Source organism: Sinomonas atrocyanea (genome assembly GCF_001577305.1).
Classification (GTDB): domain Bacteria; phylum Actinomycetota; class Actinomycetes; order Actinomycetales; family Micrococcaceae; genus Sinomonas; species Sinomonas atrocyanea.
Map to the genome: position 1 here is coordinate 3,028,284 of NZ_CP014518.1, position 13,721 is coordinate 3,042,004.

The window sequence follows — 13,721 nt, forward strand, 5'->3', positions numbered from 1 at the left end:
CGGCACGCGGGGCCCTGCCGGACGGACGACGGCGGCCGCGCCCCTCGTGCGGGAGGGGCGCGGCCGCCGTCGTGCTCGCCTGAGCGGGAGGGCCAGCCTCAGTGGCTGTGGCCCGCGTGGGCGTCCTCGGCCTCGGCCGGCTTGTCCGCCACGAGGGTCTCCGTGGTCAGGACGAGGGCCGCGATCGAGGCGGCATTCCGCAGCGCGGAGCGGGTCACCTTGACCGGGTCGATGATGCCGGCCGCGAGGAGGTCCTCGTACTCGCCCGTCTTGGCGTTGAAGCCGTGGTTCACCTCGGCCTCGGCCACGCGGGCGGCGACGACGTAGCCGTCGTGCCCGGCGTTCTGGGCGATCCAGCGCAGCGGCTGGACGAGCGCGCGGCGCACGATCGAGACGCCCACCGCGGCGTCGCCGTCGAGGGCCTTGACGTCGGCGTCCTCGTCGAGGGCGCGGACCGCGTGCACGAGGGCGGAGCCGCCGCCGGCCACGATGCCCTCCTCGAGGGCTGCGCGGGTCGAGGACACGGCGTCCTCGATGCGGTGCTTCTTCTCCTTGAGCTCGACCTCGGTGGCCGCGCCGACCTTGATCACGCCGATGCCGCCGGCGAGCTTGGCGAGGCGTTCCTGGAGCTTCTCGCGGTCCCAGTCCGAGTCGGTGCGGTCCAGCTCGGCGCGCAGCTGCGCGACGCGGGCCTGCACATCCTCGGCCGTGCCGGCGCCGTCGACGATGGTCGTGTTGTCCTTCGTGACGGTGATGCGGCGCGCGGTGCCGAGCTGCTCGAGGCCGACCTGGTCCAGGGAGAGGCCGACCTCCGGGGAGACGACCTGCGCGCCGGTGAGGGTCGCGATGTCCTGGAGCATGGCCTTGCGGCGGTCGCCGAAGCCCGGGGCCTTGACGGCCACGACGCTCAGGGTGCCGCGGAGGCGGTTGACGATCAGCGTCGAGAGGGCCTCGCCGTCCACGTCCTCGGCGATGACGAACAGCGGCTTCGAGGCGGAGAGGACCTTCTCGAGGAGCGGCAGGAAGTCCTGCAGCGAGGAGATCTTGCCCTGGTGGATGAGGATGAGCGCGTCCTCGAGGACGGCCTCCTGGCGCTCCGCGTCCGTGACGAAGTACGGCGAGAGGTAGCCCTTGTCGAACTGCATGCCCTCGGTGAGCACGAGCTCGGTCTGGGTGGTCGAGGCTTCCTCGATGGTGATGACGCCGTCCTGGCCCACCTTGTCGAAGGCTTCGGCCAGAAGCTCGCCGATCTCGTCGGACTGGGCGGAGATCGCCGCGACGTTCGCCACGTCGCGGCCCGAGACCTCGCGGGCGTTCTCCTTCAGGCGGGCGGCGACGGCCTCGACCGCCACCTCGATGCCGCGCTTGACCTCGCCGGGCGCCGCACCGGCGGTCACGTTGCGCAGGCCCTCCTTGACGAGGGCCTGGGCGAGGACGGTCGCCGTCGTCGTGCCGTCGCCGGCGACGTCGTTGGTCTTGGTGGCGACCTCCTTGGCGAGCTGGGCGCCGAGGTTCTCGTACGGGTCGTCGAGCTCGACCTCGCGGGCGATCGTCACGCCGTCGTTCGTGATCGTGGGCGCGCCCCACTTCTTGTCGAGGACCACGTTGCGGCCGCGCGGGCCGAGGGTGACCTTGACGGTGTCGGCGAGCTTGTCGACGCCCGTCTCGAGGGCCTTGCGCGCGGCGTCGCTGAATGCGAGCTGCTTAGCCATTCGCTACTCCTGTGTCTGGATCAAGTGTCTGGATCAAGCACGACACCCCGGCCGCAGTGAAACGGCCGGGGCGCAGCGCGGGAGCGTTACTTGACGACGATCGCCAGGACGTCGCGGGCCGAGAGCACGAGGTACTCGGCGCCGCCCGTCTTGACCTCGGTGCCGCCGTACTTGGAGTAGAGGACGACGTCGCCGACGGTGACGTCCACGGGCACGCGGTTGCCGTTGTCATCGACGCGGCCGGGGCCGACGGCGACGACCTCGCCCTCCTGCGGCTTCTCCTTCGCGGTGTCCGGGATCACGAGGCCGGACGCGGTGGTCTGCTCGGCCTCGAGCGGCTTGACGACAATGCGATCCTCGAGGGGCTTGATGGAGACCGACACGGATCTCTCCTTTACATCAACGGGTCACGGATGGTGAGCCGGGCAAGCAACCGTCGTCGCGGGTGCCGGGAGCGTGCCTGACAGGGTTAGCACTCGGCACGGCCGAGTGCTACTGGCGACTCTAGTGAGCACGCTGGCACTCGGTCAAGGCGAGTGCCAACTGGGTGTCGGGAAGGGGCCGGGAACCGGGGCGTTGGCGGGTGCACCCGAGGGGTCCGGCACCGGGGGCCTATTCGCCCGCGAGCTCGTCGTAACCGAGGTCATCGCCGTCGTCGTCGGCGTCGAGGCCGCGCGTGGCGTACATGACGGCGACCGAGACCACGAGCGCGACGCCGCCCACGACGAGGGCGACGATTGCCCCGATCTTGGCGCCGAGGAACTGGTCCCGCAGCGACCGCGCCTCGTCCGTGGCGTCGCTGATGTTCTTGCCGCCCACGGAGTAGACGGTGGCGTTGAAGGCATCCAGGGCCATCACCACGACCAGCAGCACGGCGGCGACCACTGTGATGACGATGCCCGCGATGAGCACGGGCCGGGCGTACGGCCGGAGCCGGGTGAGGAGGCCCGCCCCCTCCGGTCGAGCTGGAACGGGATCGACGCTGGGGCTGGTCTCCATGCCCACCAGCCTATCCAATGAGCTGCGGGCGCGGAGCGCACTACGCTGGATGGCATGCCCGACGACCGACATGCCCCGGACCAGCTGGCCCCTCTGCTGACACCCGAGGGCTGGGCACTGCTCAACTCGCTCGGCCCCTACCGCGAGGAGGACGCCCTCGCGATCAGCGGCCGGCTCCGCAAGGCGGGGCACTCCCCCGAGCTCGTCTCGGCGGTCCTCTCCCAGTCCCGGCTCCGCGCCCGCGCCGCCGCCAAGTTCGGCGAGTTCGCCTCCAGCATGCTCTTCACCCGGGCCGGCCTCGAGCAGGCCACCCGGCTCTCCGTCGCGGCCCGCCACGCCCGGCGGTTCGTCGACGCCGGCGTCCGGCGTGTCGCGGACCTCGGATGCGGGCTCGGCGCGGATGCCATGGCCATGGCGTCCCTCGACCTCGAGGTCACCGCGGTGGAGCTCGACGAGACCACCGCCGCGTGCGCCACGATGAACCTCATGCCGTTCCCGCAGGCCCGGGTCGTGCACGCCGACGCCCAGTCGGTGGACCTCGCCGGGGTGGACGGGGTCTGGCTCGACCCCGCCCGGCGTTCGACGTCGGCCTCCGGCACCACCCGCCTGTGGGACCCCGAGGAGTTCTCGCCGCCGCTGAGCTTCGTCGAGGGGCTCGCCCGCCGCGGACTGCCCGTGGGCGTGAAGCTGGGCCCGGGCCTGCCCCACGAGTCGGTGCCCGCGGGCTGCGAGGCCCAGTGGGTCTCGGTGCAGGGTGACGTCGCCGAGGTCGCCCTGTACTTCAACGCGCTCAAGCGGCCCACCGTGCGCAGGGCCGCCCTCGTGCTGGCGAGCGACGGCGCGGCGGAGCTCGTGGCGGAGACCGACTTCGGCGCCGGGGCCGAGCCGCGGATCGGCCCGCTCGAGGGCTTCCTCTACGAGCCCGACGGCGCGGTCATCCGGGCCGGGCTGGTGGCCGAGCTCGCCGAGCGCCTGGGCGGCACGCTCGTGGACCCGCACATCGCCTACATCTGCGCGCCCCAGCTCGTGCAGACGCCGTTCGCCAAGGCATACCGCGTGCTCGAGGTGCGGCCCTACAACGTCAAGGCACTGCGGGCGTGGGTGCGCGAGGAGGGCATCGGCGTGCTCGACATCAAGAAGCGGGGCGCCGCCGTCACGCCCGAGGAACTGCGCAGGGTGCTCCTCGCGGGCCAGCGCAAGGGTGCCACCGGCAAGGCCACGCTCGTGCTCACGCGCATCGGCGACGACCGCGTGGCCGCCGTGGTCGAGCCCGCCTGACCCGGGGCCACGCCTCACCCGCCCCGGGGTCACGTCTCACCCGCCCCGGGGTCACGTCTCACCCGACCCGGGGTCACGCCTCACCCGACCCGGGGTCACGCCTCACCCACCCCGGGGTCACCTCTCACCCGACCCGGGGTCACGCCTCACCCACCCCGGGGTCACCTCTCACCCGACCCGGGGTCACCTCTCACCCGACCCGGGGTCACCTCTCACCCACCCCGAGGTCACGTCCGAACCTGACCCCGCGTCCGCCCAAACCTGACCCCGCGTCCGCCCAAACCTGACCCCGGGTCCATCAAGACCTGACCCCGGGTCGGGGCGTCACTGGGCGCGCATGAACTCCTCGGCGGCGCGCACCTGCTCGTCGGTCGGGCGCATGCCCGTGTAGAGGACGAACTGCTCGAGCGCCTGGATCGTCATGACCTCGGCACCGGAGATGACGGTCTTCCCCGCGGCGCGGCCGGCCTTGATGAGCGGCGTCTCCGCCGGGAGGGCCACGACGTCGAAGACGACCCGCGCGGCGTCGACCGCCGAGACCGGGAAGGACAGCGATTCGGCATCCGGGCCGCCCGCCATGCCGATGGGGGTCACGTTGACCAGGACGTCCGCGGTGCGGTCCCCCAGCTCCGGGGCCCAGGCGAAGCCGTACAGCTCGGCCAGCCCGCGGCCGGCGGACTCGTTGCGGGCCACGATCGTCACGTCCGTGAAGCCCGCGTCGCGGAACGCCGCGGCGGTGGCCTTGGCCATGCCGCCGGAGCCGCGCAGCAGGACGGACCACGCCGGGTCCAGCGCGTTGCGCGCAATGAGCTGGGCGATCGCGGTGTAGTCGGTGTTGTACGCGGTGAGCACGCCGGAATCGTTGACGATCGTGTTGACCGAGTCGATCGCCGCCGCGGACGGGTCCATCCGGTCCACGAGTGCGATCACGTCTTCCTTGTACGGCATCGAGACCGCGCAGCCCCGGATCCCGAGCCCGCGCACCCCCGCGATGGCCTGGGCGAGGTCGGTCGGCGCGAACGCCTTGTAGATCCAGTTCAGCCCGAGCGCGTCGTAGAGGTAGTTGTGGAATCGCGTCCCGTTGTTGCTCGGCCGGGCCGAGAGGGAGATGCACAGCGTCATGTCTTTGTTGAGGATCGGCACGGCACAAGGCTAGTGCCGCGCCGACCCCGCGCGCGCGGGCCTGCTAGCCCTGGCGCGCCGAGAGCCGCGGGCTCCTCTTGTTGATGACGAACGTCCTGCCCCGGCGGCGCACCACCTGCGCCCCCGGGACCTTCTTCAGCGCACGCAGCGAGTTGCGGACCTTCATGATGCTCCTTCCATGGATTGATGAGAGTCGTTTGCAATAACAGCGTCTGGCCCTGCCGCATTCCCCGGTGTGCAATGGGAGCATGGAGCACACCGAGGGGGCCGCGGACGCCGCCAACCAGGCGCCCCCGCGGGCCGGGATCGACGAGTTCTCCGCCAATGCCGCGCTGGTCGACGGCGTCCGCCGATTCGGCGCGAGCTGGGCCTCGGGCGAGCTCGCCGCGGTGGGGCGGCTCGTCGGGTCAGAGCAGTTCGCCGAGAACGCGCGGCTGGCCAACATGCACCCGCCCCTGCTGCACGCCCTTGACCGGTACGGCGGCCGCCGCGACGAGGTCGAGTACCACCCCGCCTACCACCATGTGCTCGCCGCGGCGGTCGCGCACGGCGCCGACACCGCGGCGTGGGCCGACCCGAGGCCCGGCGCCCACGTGGCCCGGGCCGCCGCGTTCATGCTGTTCGCCCAGGTCGAGCCCGGCCACGCCTGCCCGGTCTCGATGACCCACGCCGCCGTCCCCGCCCTGTCGCGGCAGCCCGACGTCGCCCGCCTCTGGCTCCCCCGCCTCTACGGCGACGGCTACGAGCCCCGCCTCCTCCCGTCCGCCCGCAAGCCGGGAGCGCTCGTGGGGATGGCGATGACGGAGCGGCAGGGCGGCTCGGACGTGCGCTCCATCGCCACCTCGGCGCGCGACGCCGGCCACGGCACCGCCCTGCTGACCGGAGCGAAGTGGTTCTGCTCGGCTCCCATGAGCGATGCATTCCTCGTGCTCGCGCGGGAGCCGGATGGACTCTCCTGCTTCCTCGTCCCGCGGGTGCTGGAGGACGGCGCGCGGAACCCGTTCCGGCTCGTGCGCCTGAAGTCGAAGCTCGGCAACCGGGCCAATGCCTCCGCCGAGGTCGACTTCGAGGACACCCTCGGATGGCGGATCGGCGAGCCCGGACGCGGGGTCCGGACCATCCTCGGCATGGTCCACGAGACCCGCCTCGACTGCATCCTCGGCACGGCGGCGGGCATGCGGCAGGCCGTCGCCGAGGCGCTCTGGCACGCGCGGCACCGGCGGGCGTTCGGGCGCCGCCTCGTGGACCAGCCCGCCATGGCCGCGGTCCTCGCCGACCTCGCCCTCGAGTACGAGGCCGCGGTGGCGCTCGGGCTGCGGCTCGCGGCCGCGGACGACGCCGTGTGGTCGCCGCCGGCGGGATCGGCCGCCGCCGCGGGGGATGCGCCGTCGTCCGTCCCGAGCCCCGCAGCATCGGAGCGCGCACGGCGCGAGCGGGCGTTCGCGCGGATCGCGACCGCCCTCGGCAAGTACTGGGTGTGCAAGCGCGGGCCGGGGCACGCCGCCGAGGCCCTCGAGTGCCTGGGCGGCAACGGGTACACCGAGGACTTCCCGCTGGCCATGCGGTACCGGGAGCAGCCCGTCATGGCCATCTGGGAGGGATCCGGCAACGTCGTGGCTCTCGACGTGCTGCGCGCCCTCGAGCGCGAGCCCGACTCCGCGGAGGCGCTCGCCGAGGAACTCGAGCTCCACCGCGGCGCCCACCCGGCCCTGGACGCCCACCTCGAGCAGGCCCTCGCGCTCATGGCCGACGCCGCCCGCGAGCCCGCGGAGGCGCAGGCCTGGGCGCGGCGCCTCGCCGAGACGCTCGCGCTCGCCCTCCAGGCCACGCTCCTGCTCGACGGCGAGCCGGCCGTGGCCGAGGCCTTCATCGCCGCGCGCCTGGGGCCTGGCCGCGGACTCGGATACGGCTGCCTGCCCGACGCGGCAAGGACGGACGCCATCCTCGCCCGGGCCTGAGGACCCGTAGACTTGGGACCACTCGTGCACAGCCAGCCGGCGCCGCCGGCCTCACCCCCGGGGGTTCCACACTGGAGATCGACTTCGCGCCGTCCGAGCAGTCCACGATCGGACTCGAATGGGAGATGGCCCTCGTGGACAAGCACGGCGGCGAACTGGTCTCCCTCGCGCCCCAGATCCTCGAGCGGCTGACCGCCGAGCGCCCCGAGCTGTTCGGCGACACGCCCCGCATCCACCAGGAGCTCCTGCTCAACACGGTCGAGCTCGTGACCGGCGTGCACAGCACGGTCGGGGACGCTGTGGCGGACCTGGGCGAGTCGCTCGCGGCGGTGAGGAGCATCACGGACCGGGTCGGGGTCGAGCTCTTCTCCGCCGGCAGCCACCCCTTCAGCCAGCCGCGGCTCCAGCCGGTGACGGACAAGGAGCGCTACGCCAAGCTGATCGACCGCACGCAGTGGTGGGGGCGCCAGATGGTGATCTACGGGGTGCACGTGCACGTGGGCCTGGACCGGCGGGACAAGGCCATGCCCGTCCTCGACGCCCTCGTGAACTACTTCCCCCACTTCCAGGCGCTCTCCGCCTCGAGCCCCTTCTGGAGCGGGGAGGACACCGGATACGCCTCGCAGCGGGCGCTCATGTTCCAGCAGCTGCCCACCGCGGGGCTGCCGTTCCAGTTCCCGGACTGGGCCGGGTTCGAGCACTATGTCGACGACATGCTCAAGACGGGCGTGATCGACCTCATCAGCGAGATCCGGTGGGACATCCGCCCCGTGCCGCGCCTGGGCACGATCGAGATGCGCGTCTGCGACGGGCTCTCCACGCTCGAGGAGATCGGCGCCATCGGGGCGCTCACCCAGTGCCTCGTCGAGGAGGCGTCCCGCTCGCTGGACGCCGGGGAGCAGATCCCCACGATGCCGCCGTGGCACGTGCAGGAGAACAAGTGGCGCGCCGCGCGCTACGGCCTCGACGCGATCATCATCCTCGACGCCGAGGGCAACGAGCGGCTCGTCACGGAGCACCTCGCCGAGACGCTCGGCCGGCTCGCGCCTATTGCCGAGGACCTGGGCTGCGCCAAGGAGCTGCGCGGCATCGAGGGCATCATCACCCGCGGCGCCGGCTACCAGCGTCAGCGCCGGGTGGCCGAGGCCCACGGCGGTGACCTGCGCGCCGTGGTGCTCGAGGAGGCCCGGCTGATGCGCGAGGGCTACGCGTGAGCACCCGCCCGCAGCGGCGCTCCGCCCCGCGGATCGTCTTCCTGCTCGTGATCGTGGCCGTGGTGCTCGCGGCGACCTCGCACGGGCAGGCGGCGCTGTGGGTCGCGGCGGCGGCGGCCGTGTACGCGCTCGTCGAGGGGCTGCTGGCCTGGCGCGCGCGGCGGTAGCGGGCATTTCGACACAACTCACGCGGCGAACGGCCCCGTTCCGGGCCGCTTCGGGGCTGACTTGTGTCGATATGCCCGGGTCACGTCCGCTACCACAGCGCCGACCCACCTCCGGTGCCCCATGATGTGCTCCCACGAGAACCGCAGGACGACCCGTCCAGCCCGCACCAGTTCGTTGTACCGCGTGCAGTCACGGTGCAGGTCCTCGCGGCCTCCGTGCCACTCGAAGCTGTCCGCCTCGGTGACCACGGGAGTGTCCTCACTGCCGAGGTCCACCACGTAGGGCCCGCCCGCAGTCATGATCCGCATCTGCGGCCGGAGGACCACGCCTGCCTCGAGGCAGGCCGCCCGGAGCCCGGATTCGAAGGGGTTCGCGGCCCTGGCGTCCATGTGGTCCAGGACCAACCTCTGAGCCGACCGGTTCCGCCCGGTCCACGTCGCGGCCGCGGCCTCCAGCCCCTCCGGGGTGGCGAGCCCGCGCCGGAGCGCGGAGTCGGCAATGGCAAGGGCTTCGGCGAAGGGCAGGGCGGCCGCGCAGTCGAGCACGGTGCGGGTGGGGGACGTCGCGGTCACCATGCCCACGTGCCAGAGATCCTGAGGCGGCAGGAGGCGGGTGACGATCGTGGCACCGGGACGGGGGCGGACCTTGATGCCCCGGGCCACCGCAAGCTCCACGGGCCGCGGCCGGTGCAGCACCCCCATGCCGTGGGCGAGCGCCGCCGACCGGCCGTAGAGCACTGCCCCGCACTCGAGGGAGAGCCGGTGAGAGGCCGCGACCGAGGCCAGAGCGTAGGTGCCGTGGCCGGCCCGGACGACTTCTCCGTCCTCGACGGCGCGTTCGAGGGCACGCCGGCCACAGCTGCGCCGCAGTTCGTCGAAGGGCGCGCTGCCCCCGGCCGCTGCCAGCACTTCCAAAGGTCCGCTCATGGGCACAGCATGGCCCGGATCACGGGACAGCCCCGGCTGCCGTGAGGGCTATGTGGACAGCGGTCCGCGGGCATTTCGACACAACTCGCGGTCCGGCGCGGCCCCCGGAATGCCGTTTCGGCGCCGAGTTGTGTCGATATGCCCGCACGGACGCGGGCCGGCCCTACCGGGCGACGACCGTGGTGACCGGCAGCGACGACTCGGGCGCGACCTCGAGCCCGCTGGGCTCCCCGCCGTCCATGATCACGCGGGCAGCGAGGGCGGCGACCATGGCGCCGTTGTCCGTGCACAGCGAGAACCGGGGCACCGCCAGGGAGATCCCGGCCTCCTCGCACCGCTGCCGGGTGAGCTCGCGCAGCCGCGAGTTGGCGGCCACGCCCCCACCGAGCAGCAGGTTCTGGATCCCCTGCTCGCGGCAGGCCAGGATCGCCTTGGAGGTGATGACGTCCACCACGGCCTCCTGGAACGAGGCCGCGATGTCCGCGACCGGCACCGGCTCCCCAGCGGCCTCGAACTGCTCGACGCACCGCGCCACCGCGGTCTTGAGCCCGGAGAACGACCAGTCGTAGCGGTGGGGGCCGGGCTCCTCGGCCGTGCCCATGTACTTGGGCTGCGTGAGCCCGCGCGGGAAGCGGATGGCCTTGCGGTTGCCCTCGCGCGCGAGTCTGTCGATCACCGGGCCGCCCGGGTACCCGAGGCCCAGCAGCCGTGCGACCTTGTCGTAGGCCTCGCCGGCGGCGTCGTCGATCGTGGAGCCGAGGAGCTCCACGTCGCCGGCGATGTTCCGTACCCGCAGCACCTCGGTGTGGCCGCCCGAGACGAGCAGGGCGCCCAGGCGCGGCGGCAGTTCGCCCTCGTAGACGCCGTCGTCGAGCAGGCCGACGCCCACGTGCGCCACGAGGTGGTTCACGGCGTAGAGGGGCTTGCCCGTGGCGACCGCGAGCGCCTTCGCGCCGCACACCCCCACCATGAGCGCGCCGGCGAGGCCGGGGCCGGTGGTGACGGCGAGCGCGTCGACCTCCTCGAGGGTCACGCCAGCGGTGTGGAGGGCCTCCCGCAGGGTGGGGACGAGGGCGTCGAGGTGGGCGCGGGAGGCGATCTCGGGGATCACGCCGCCGAACCGGACGTGCTCGTCCATGGAGGAGGAGACGGTGTTGGCCAGCAGCGTGGTGCCGCGCACGATCCCCACCCCGGTCTCGTCGCACGAGGACTCGATGCCCAGGACGAGCGGCTCCTGGCGGTTCATTCGGTCTCCTCTCCCGCGGGTGCGGCCGGTCCGCCGGCCCGCAGCGGCAGCTGCATGATGAGCGCGTCGGCACCGTCGCGGTAGTAGCGCCGGCGCATGTGGATCTGGGTGAAGCCGAAGCGGCGGTAGAGGGCCTGCGCGCGGGGGTTGTCCGCGCGAACCTCCAGCAGCACGTCCTCGGCGCCGCGGCGACGGGCCTCCGCGATGAGCTCGGCCAGAACGGCGGAGCCGATGCCGCGGCCCTCCCGCTCGGGCACCACGGCGATGGTCTGGACGTCGGCGATCGGCTGGACGCACATCACGCCGGCGTACGCGACGATCCGGGCCCCCTCCGGCGCGGCCTCCTCGGCGACGTAGTAGCGGCGGGTCGCCGGCTGGCTGAGCTCGTCGCGGAACATCTGCTCGGGCCATGCGTCGACGGGGAACAGGGCGCGCTCGAGGGCGTGGACCGCTGGCACGTCCGCCTCCGTCATGTCGCGGAGCACGACGCCGGCCGGCAGCCGGGCGGGCACCTCGCCGTTCACAGGGCGCGCTTCCGGGGGCCCGGGACCTGGGCATCGGAGTCGCGCAGGTACAGCGGCGTGGTGTCCAGCAGGGGCGCGCCCGCGCCGAGGCGGGCGGCCGCGACGAGCCCGAGCGAGGCCGCCGCGGGCTGCGCCTGCGCGAACGCCTCGTCGACGCTCGCCCCGGCGTCCTCGAGCTGCCACCGGTAGAGGCCTGCGCCCGCGCCGTACGCGGGGAGGCTGGGCAGCTGCTGCGGCGCGGTCACATGCGGGCCGTCCACCAGGGTGCCGTCGGCGGCGTACTGGGCCCAGTACAGCTCGCGCCGGCGGGCGTCGATGGCCACGGTGAACCCGTCCGCCGGGGCTCCGGACTCCACGACGTCCCAGGCCAGCGCATCGAGGCTCATGACCCCGTCCAGGGGCACATCCCAGGCGAAGGCGAGCGCGCGCGCCGTCGCGATGCCGGAGCGCAGGCCCGTGAAGGGGCCCGGCCCGACGCCGACGACGATGCGGGCGATGTCCGCCCCCGCGAGCTCCTGCTCGGCAAGGAGGGCCCGGATGCCGGGAGCGAGGACCTCGGCGTGGGAGCGGGTGTCCTCCGTCGCGAAGGAGGCGAGCACCGCGGCGCCCGCGGCCTCGGGGACGAGGGGCTCGTGGCAGCGGATCAGCGCGGCCGAGGCGACCGCGGAGGTGTCGATGGCGAGGATGATCACCGGTCCTCCTCCGGGGTGTGGGTCGCGGCGGCGTCGAGCGCTGCGGGATCCACGCGCTCGACGGCGGGCCAGTGCACGCCGGGGTGCTGCGCCCAGCGGGGGCCATAGGCGCGGATCAGGACGAGGCGGGGCTCGTCGTCGTCCTCGGTGTCGAAATCGAGGGTGGGCGCGCCATCCGGAGCGCCAGCGGCGGGGGGCGCGGCGTGCGGCCGGCGCAGCTCGATGTCGAGGCGGCTGTCGGAGAGGTCCTCGACGAGCCCGCGGCCCCACTCGACCACCGTGACGGCGGAGTCGGCCCAGTTCTCGAGGTCCAGGTCGGTGATCTCGCCGTGGCCGCTGAGCCGGTAGGCGTCCACGTGGACGAGGTCCGGGCCGCCCGGGCGGGGGCCGTGGATCAGGTTCGGGTGGATCCGGACCAGCACGAAGGTCGGGGAGATGATGCCGGGCCGGACGCCGAGGCCCTCGCCGAGCCCCTGGGTGAAGGTGGTCTTCCCGGCACCGAGCTCGCCGGTGAGGACCACGAGGTCGCCCGCCCCGAGCACCCCGCCGAGCGCCGCGCCGAGGGCCTGGGTCTCCTCCGCGGAGGCCGGCGCGAACGCGGCCTCCCACTCCGGGGCGCCGCTCATGCGCCCTCCCCCACGTAGACCCGCGGGACGCGCTGGCTGATGCGCGTGACGATCTCGTAGTTGATGGTGCCGGTGGCCCGCGCCCAGTCGTCGGCAGTGGGGCCGCCGTCGGCGCCGGACCCGAACAGGACGGCCTCCGCGCCGGCGAGCTCGGCCGGGTCCGCGGAGGCGCCGAGGTCCACCACGATCTGGTCCATCGCCACGCGGCCGGCCACGGGGTAGGTGCGCCCGGCGATCCGGACCGGGCCGCGGTCGGAGGTGCGCGGGACGCCGTCGGCATAGCCGAGGGGGACGAGCCCGAGCGCGCCGGCGGAGGCGGTGCGGTAGGTGAGCCCGTAGCTCACGCCCTGGTCCGCGGGGACGCGCTTGGCCTGGGAGAGCGTGGCGCGCAGGGTCATGGCCGGGCGCAGGTGCAGGTCCGCGGAGGTCTGCTCGGCGAACGGGGAGAGCCCGTAGATCGAGATGCCCGCGCGCACGAGGTCGAAGTGGGCGTCCGGGCGCGAGAAGATGGCGGGCGAGTTGGCGATGTGGCGGACGTCGAGGTCGCAGCCGGCGTCCTCGGCGAGGGCCACGGCTTCGCGGAACGCGTCCAGCTGCGCGTCGGTCTCGGGGCGCTCGGGCTCGTCGGCCACGGCGAGGTGGCTGAACACGCCGGCCACGCGCAGCAGGCCCTCGTCCTGGTACTCGACGGCCTCCCCGACCACGGCCTCCCACCGGTCCGCCGTGACGCCGTTGCGGCCCAGGCCCGTGTCGATCTTGAGGTGCACGCGCGCGGGGCGCTCCTGCTCGCGGGCCGCGGCCACGATCGCGTCGAGCTCCCAGCCCGAGCAGCCCAGGTCGATCCCGGCCGCGACGGCGGCGGAGAAGTTGGAGTCCGGGGTGTGCAGCCAGGCCAGGATCGGCGCGTCGATGCCCGCCGCGCGGAGGGCCAGCGCCTCGCTGATGTGCGCGACGCCGAGCCACGAGGCACCGGCCTCGAGGGCGGCGCGGGCCACCGGGACGGCCCCGTGCCCGTACCCGTCCGCCTTCACCACAGCCATGACCCGGGCCGGCTCCGCGACCTTGCGGACCACCCCCACGTTGTGGCGGATCGCGTCGAGGTCGATCACGGCGGCGCGCTCCGGGAGGCGGGTGCTGGGCATGGCGGAAGGGGCAGTGGTCGGCTCGGAGGTCACCACCCGAGTCTACTCGGGGCGCACGACGCCGCCCGGCCGGCTCGGGCGTCCCGTCCGGGG

Annotated in this window: 15 protein-coding genes; 4 read left to right on the forward strand and 11 right to left on the reverse strand. The window is 73.5% G+C overall.

Going from position 1 to position 13,721, the window contains the following annotated elements; translation table 11 throughout:
- Positions 1-98: 98 nt before the first annotated feature.
- The 3 genes from groL to SA2016_RS13930 all read right to left on the reverse strand — a co-directional run bounded on the left by groL (position 99) and on the right by SA2016_RS13930 (position 2,711).
- Positions 99-1,712, reverse strand: a complete 1,614-nt coding sequence (gene groL, locus SA2016_RS13920; RefSeq protein ID WP_066499138.1) for a chaperonin GroEL — start codon at positions 1,710-1,712, stop codon at positions 99-101.
- A gap of 86 nt (positions 1,713-1,798) precedes the next feature.
- A complete protein-coding gene (groES, locus tag SA2016_RS13925) occupies positions 1,799-2,095 on the reverse strand; it encodes a co-chaperone GroES (protein WP_066499141.1) in 297 nt (98 codons plus the stop codon).
- Between the two features lie 229 nt (positions 2,096-2,324).
- Positions 2,325-2,711 (reverse strand): hypothetical protein, encoded by a 387-nt coding sequence (locus SA2016_RS13930; protein WP_066502576.1) that lies wholly within the window; start codon positions 2,709-2,711, stop codon positions 2,325-2,327.
- A 54-nt stretch (positions 2,712-2,765) separates the two neighbouring features.
- On the opposite strand from SA2016_RS13930, the gene SA2016_RS13935 reads away from it, so the two are divergent.
- On the forward strand, positions 2,766-3,989 hold the full coding sequence (locus tag SA2016_RS13935; RefSeq protein WP_066499143.1) for a class I SAM-dependent methyltransferase: 1,224 nt from the start codon (positions 2,766-2,768) through the stop codon (positions 3,987-3,989).
- Between the two features lie 324 nt (positions 3,990-4,313).
- Here the strand turns inward: SA2016_RS13935 and SA2016_RS13940 are convergent, their stop codons facing one another.
- Both SA2016_RS13940 and SA2016_RS13945 read right to left on the reverse strand, forming a co-directional pair.
- Positions 4,314-5,132 (reverse strand): shikimate 5-dehydrogenase, encoded by an 819-nt coding sequence (locus SA2016_RS13940; protein ID WP_257125768.1) that lies wholly within the window; start codon positions 5,130-5,132, stop codon positions 4,314-4,316.
- A 43-nt stretch (positions 5,133-5,175) separates the two neighbouring features.
- Positions 5,176-5,298 carry a ribosomal protein bL36 gene (locus tag SA2016_RS13945; RefSeq protein ID WP_066499146.1) on the reverse strand — a complete coding sequence of 41 codons (123 nt, stop codon included), beginning with the start codon at positions 5,296-5,298 and terminating at the stop codon, positions 5,176-5,178.
- 82 nt (positions 5,299-5,380) lie between these two features.
- Between SA2016_RS13945 and SA2016_RS13950 the strand changes: the two genes are divergently transcribed.
- The 3 genes from SA2016_RS13950 to SA2016_RS21485 all read left to right on the forward strand — a co-directional run bounded on the left by SA2016_RS13950 (position 5,381) and on the right by SA2016_RS21485 (position 8,471).
- Entirely contained in the window at positions 5,381-7,090 is a 1,710-nt protein-coding gene (locus SA2016_RS13950) for an acyl-CoA dehydrogenase family protein (protein ID WP_066499151.1), read from the forward strand.
- 71 nt (positions 7,091-7,161) lie between these two features.
- Positions 7,162-8,304, forward strand: coding sequence for a glutamate--cysteine ligase (locus tag SA2016_RS13955; protein ID WP_066502580.1), 1,143 nt, complete (start codon positions 7,162-7,164; stop codon positions 8,302-8,304).
- Positions 8,301-8,471 carry a hypothetical protein gene (locus tag SA2016_RS21485; protein WP_157089132.1) on the forward strand — a complete coding sequence of 57 codons (171 nt, stop codon included), beginning with the start codon at positions 8,301-8,303 and terminating at the stop codon, positions 8,469-8,471. The genes SA2016_RS13955 and SA2016_RS21485 overlap by 4 nt, the downstream gene beginning before the upstream one ends.
- Before the next feature lie 18 nt (positions 8,472-8,489).
- Here the strand turns inward: SA2016_RS21485 and SA2016_RS13960 are convergent, their stop codons facing one another.
- The 6 genes from SA2016_RS13960 to alr form a co-directional block, all read right to left on the reverse strand.
- Entirely contained in the window at positions 8,490-9,398 is a 909-nt protein-coding gene (locus SA2016_RS13960) for a type IV toxin-antitoxin system AbiEi family antitoxin (protein WP_141305387.1), read from the reverse strand.
- A 163-nt stretch (positions 9,399-9,561) separates the two neighbouring features.
- On the reverse strand, positions 9,562-10,644 hold the full coding sequence (gene tsaD, locus SA2016_RS13965) for a tRNA (adenosine(37)-N6)-threonylcarbamoyltransferase complex transferase subunit TsaD (protein ID WP_066499154.1): 1,083 nt from the start codon (positions 10,642-10,644) through the stop codon (positions 9,562-9,564).
- Positions 10,641-11,117, reverse strand: a complete 477-nt coding sequence (rimI, locus tag SA2016_RS13970) for a ribosomal protein S18-alanine N-acetyltransferase (protein WP_066502581.1) — start codon at positions 11,115-11,117, stop codon at positions 10,641-10,643. The genes tsaD and rimI overlap by 4 nt, the downstream gene beginning before the upstream one ends.
- Positions 11,118-11,164: 47 nt before the next feature.
- Positions 11,165-11,860 (reverse strand): tRNA (adenosine(37)-N6)-threonylcarbamoyltransferase complex dimerization subunit type 1 TsaB, encoded by a 696-nt coding sequence (tsaB, locus tag SA2016_RS13975; protein WP_066499155.1) that lies wholly within the window; start codon positions 11,858-11,860, stop codon positions 11,165-11,167.
- Positions 11,857-12,486, reverse strand: a complete 630-nt coding sequence (gene tsaE, locus SA2016_RS13980) for a tRNA (adenosine(37)-N6)-threonylcarbamoyltransferase complex ATPase subunit type 1 TsaE (RefSeq protein ID WP_084249533.1) — start codon at positions 12,484-12,486, stop codon at positions 11,857-11,859. The genes tsaB and tsaE overlap by 4 nt, the downstream gene beginning before the upstream one ends.
- A complete protein-coding gene (alr, locus tag SA2016_RS13985; protein ID WP_066502584.1) occupies positions 12,483-13,628 on the reverse strand; it encodes an alanine racemase in 1,146 nt (381 codons plus the stop codon). The genes tsaE and alr overlap by 4 nt, the downstream gene beginning before the upstream one ends.
- Positions 13,629-13,721 lie beyond the last annotated feature (93 nt).

Excerpts from the sequence above, each read along its gene's own strand:
- groL (WP_066499138.1), bottom strand. The coding sequence starts at position 1,712 with ATGGCTAAGCAGCTCGCATTCAGCGACGCCGCGCGCAAGGCCCTCGAG.
- SA2016_RS13930 (WP_066502576.1), bottom strand. The coding sequence starts at position 2,711 with ATGGAGACCAGCCCCAGCGTCGATCCCGTTCCAGCTCGACCGGAGGGG.
- SA2016_RS13935 (WP_066499143.1), top strand. The coding sequence starts at position 2,766 with ATGCCCGACGACCGACATGCCCCGGACCAGCTGGCCCCTCTGCTGACA.
- SA2016_RS13945 (WP_066499146.1), bottom strand. The coding sequence starts at position 5,298 with ATGAAGGTCCGCAACTCGCTGCGTGCGCTGAAGAAGGTCCCGGGGGCG.
- SA2016_RS13950 (WP_066499151.1), top strand. The coding sequence starts at position 5,381 with ATGGAGCACACCGAGGGGGCCGCGGACGCCGCCAACCAGGCGCCCCCG.
- SA2016_RS13960 (WP_141305387.1), bottom strand. The coding sequence starts at position 9,398 with ATGAGCGGACCTTTGGAAGTGCTGGCAGCGGCCGGGGGCAGCGCGCCC.
- tsaD (WP_066499154.1), bottom strand. The coding sequence starts at position 10,644 with ATGAACCGCCAGGAGCCGCTCGTCCTGGGCATCGAGTCCTCGTGCGAC.
- rimI (WP_066502581.1), bottom strand. The coding sequence starts at position 11,117 with ATGACGGAGGCGGACGTGCCAGCGGTCCACGCCCTCGAGCGCGCCCTG.
- tsaE (WP_084249533.1), bottom strand. The coding sequence starts at position 12,486 with ATGAGCGGCGCCCCGGAGTGGGAGGCCGCGTTCGCGCCGGCCTCCGCG.
- alr (WP_066502584.1), bottom strand. The coding sequence starts at position 13,628 with ATGCCCAGCACCCGCCTCCCGGAGCGCGCCGCCGTGATCGACCTCGAC.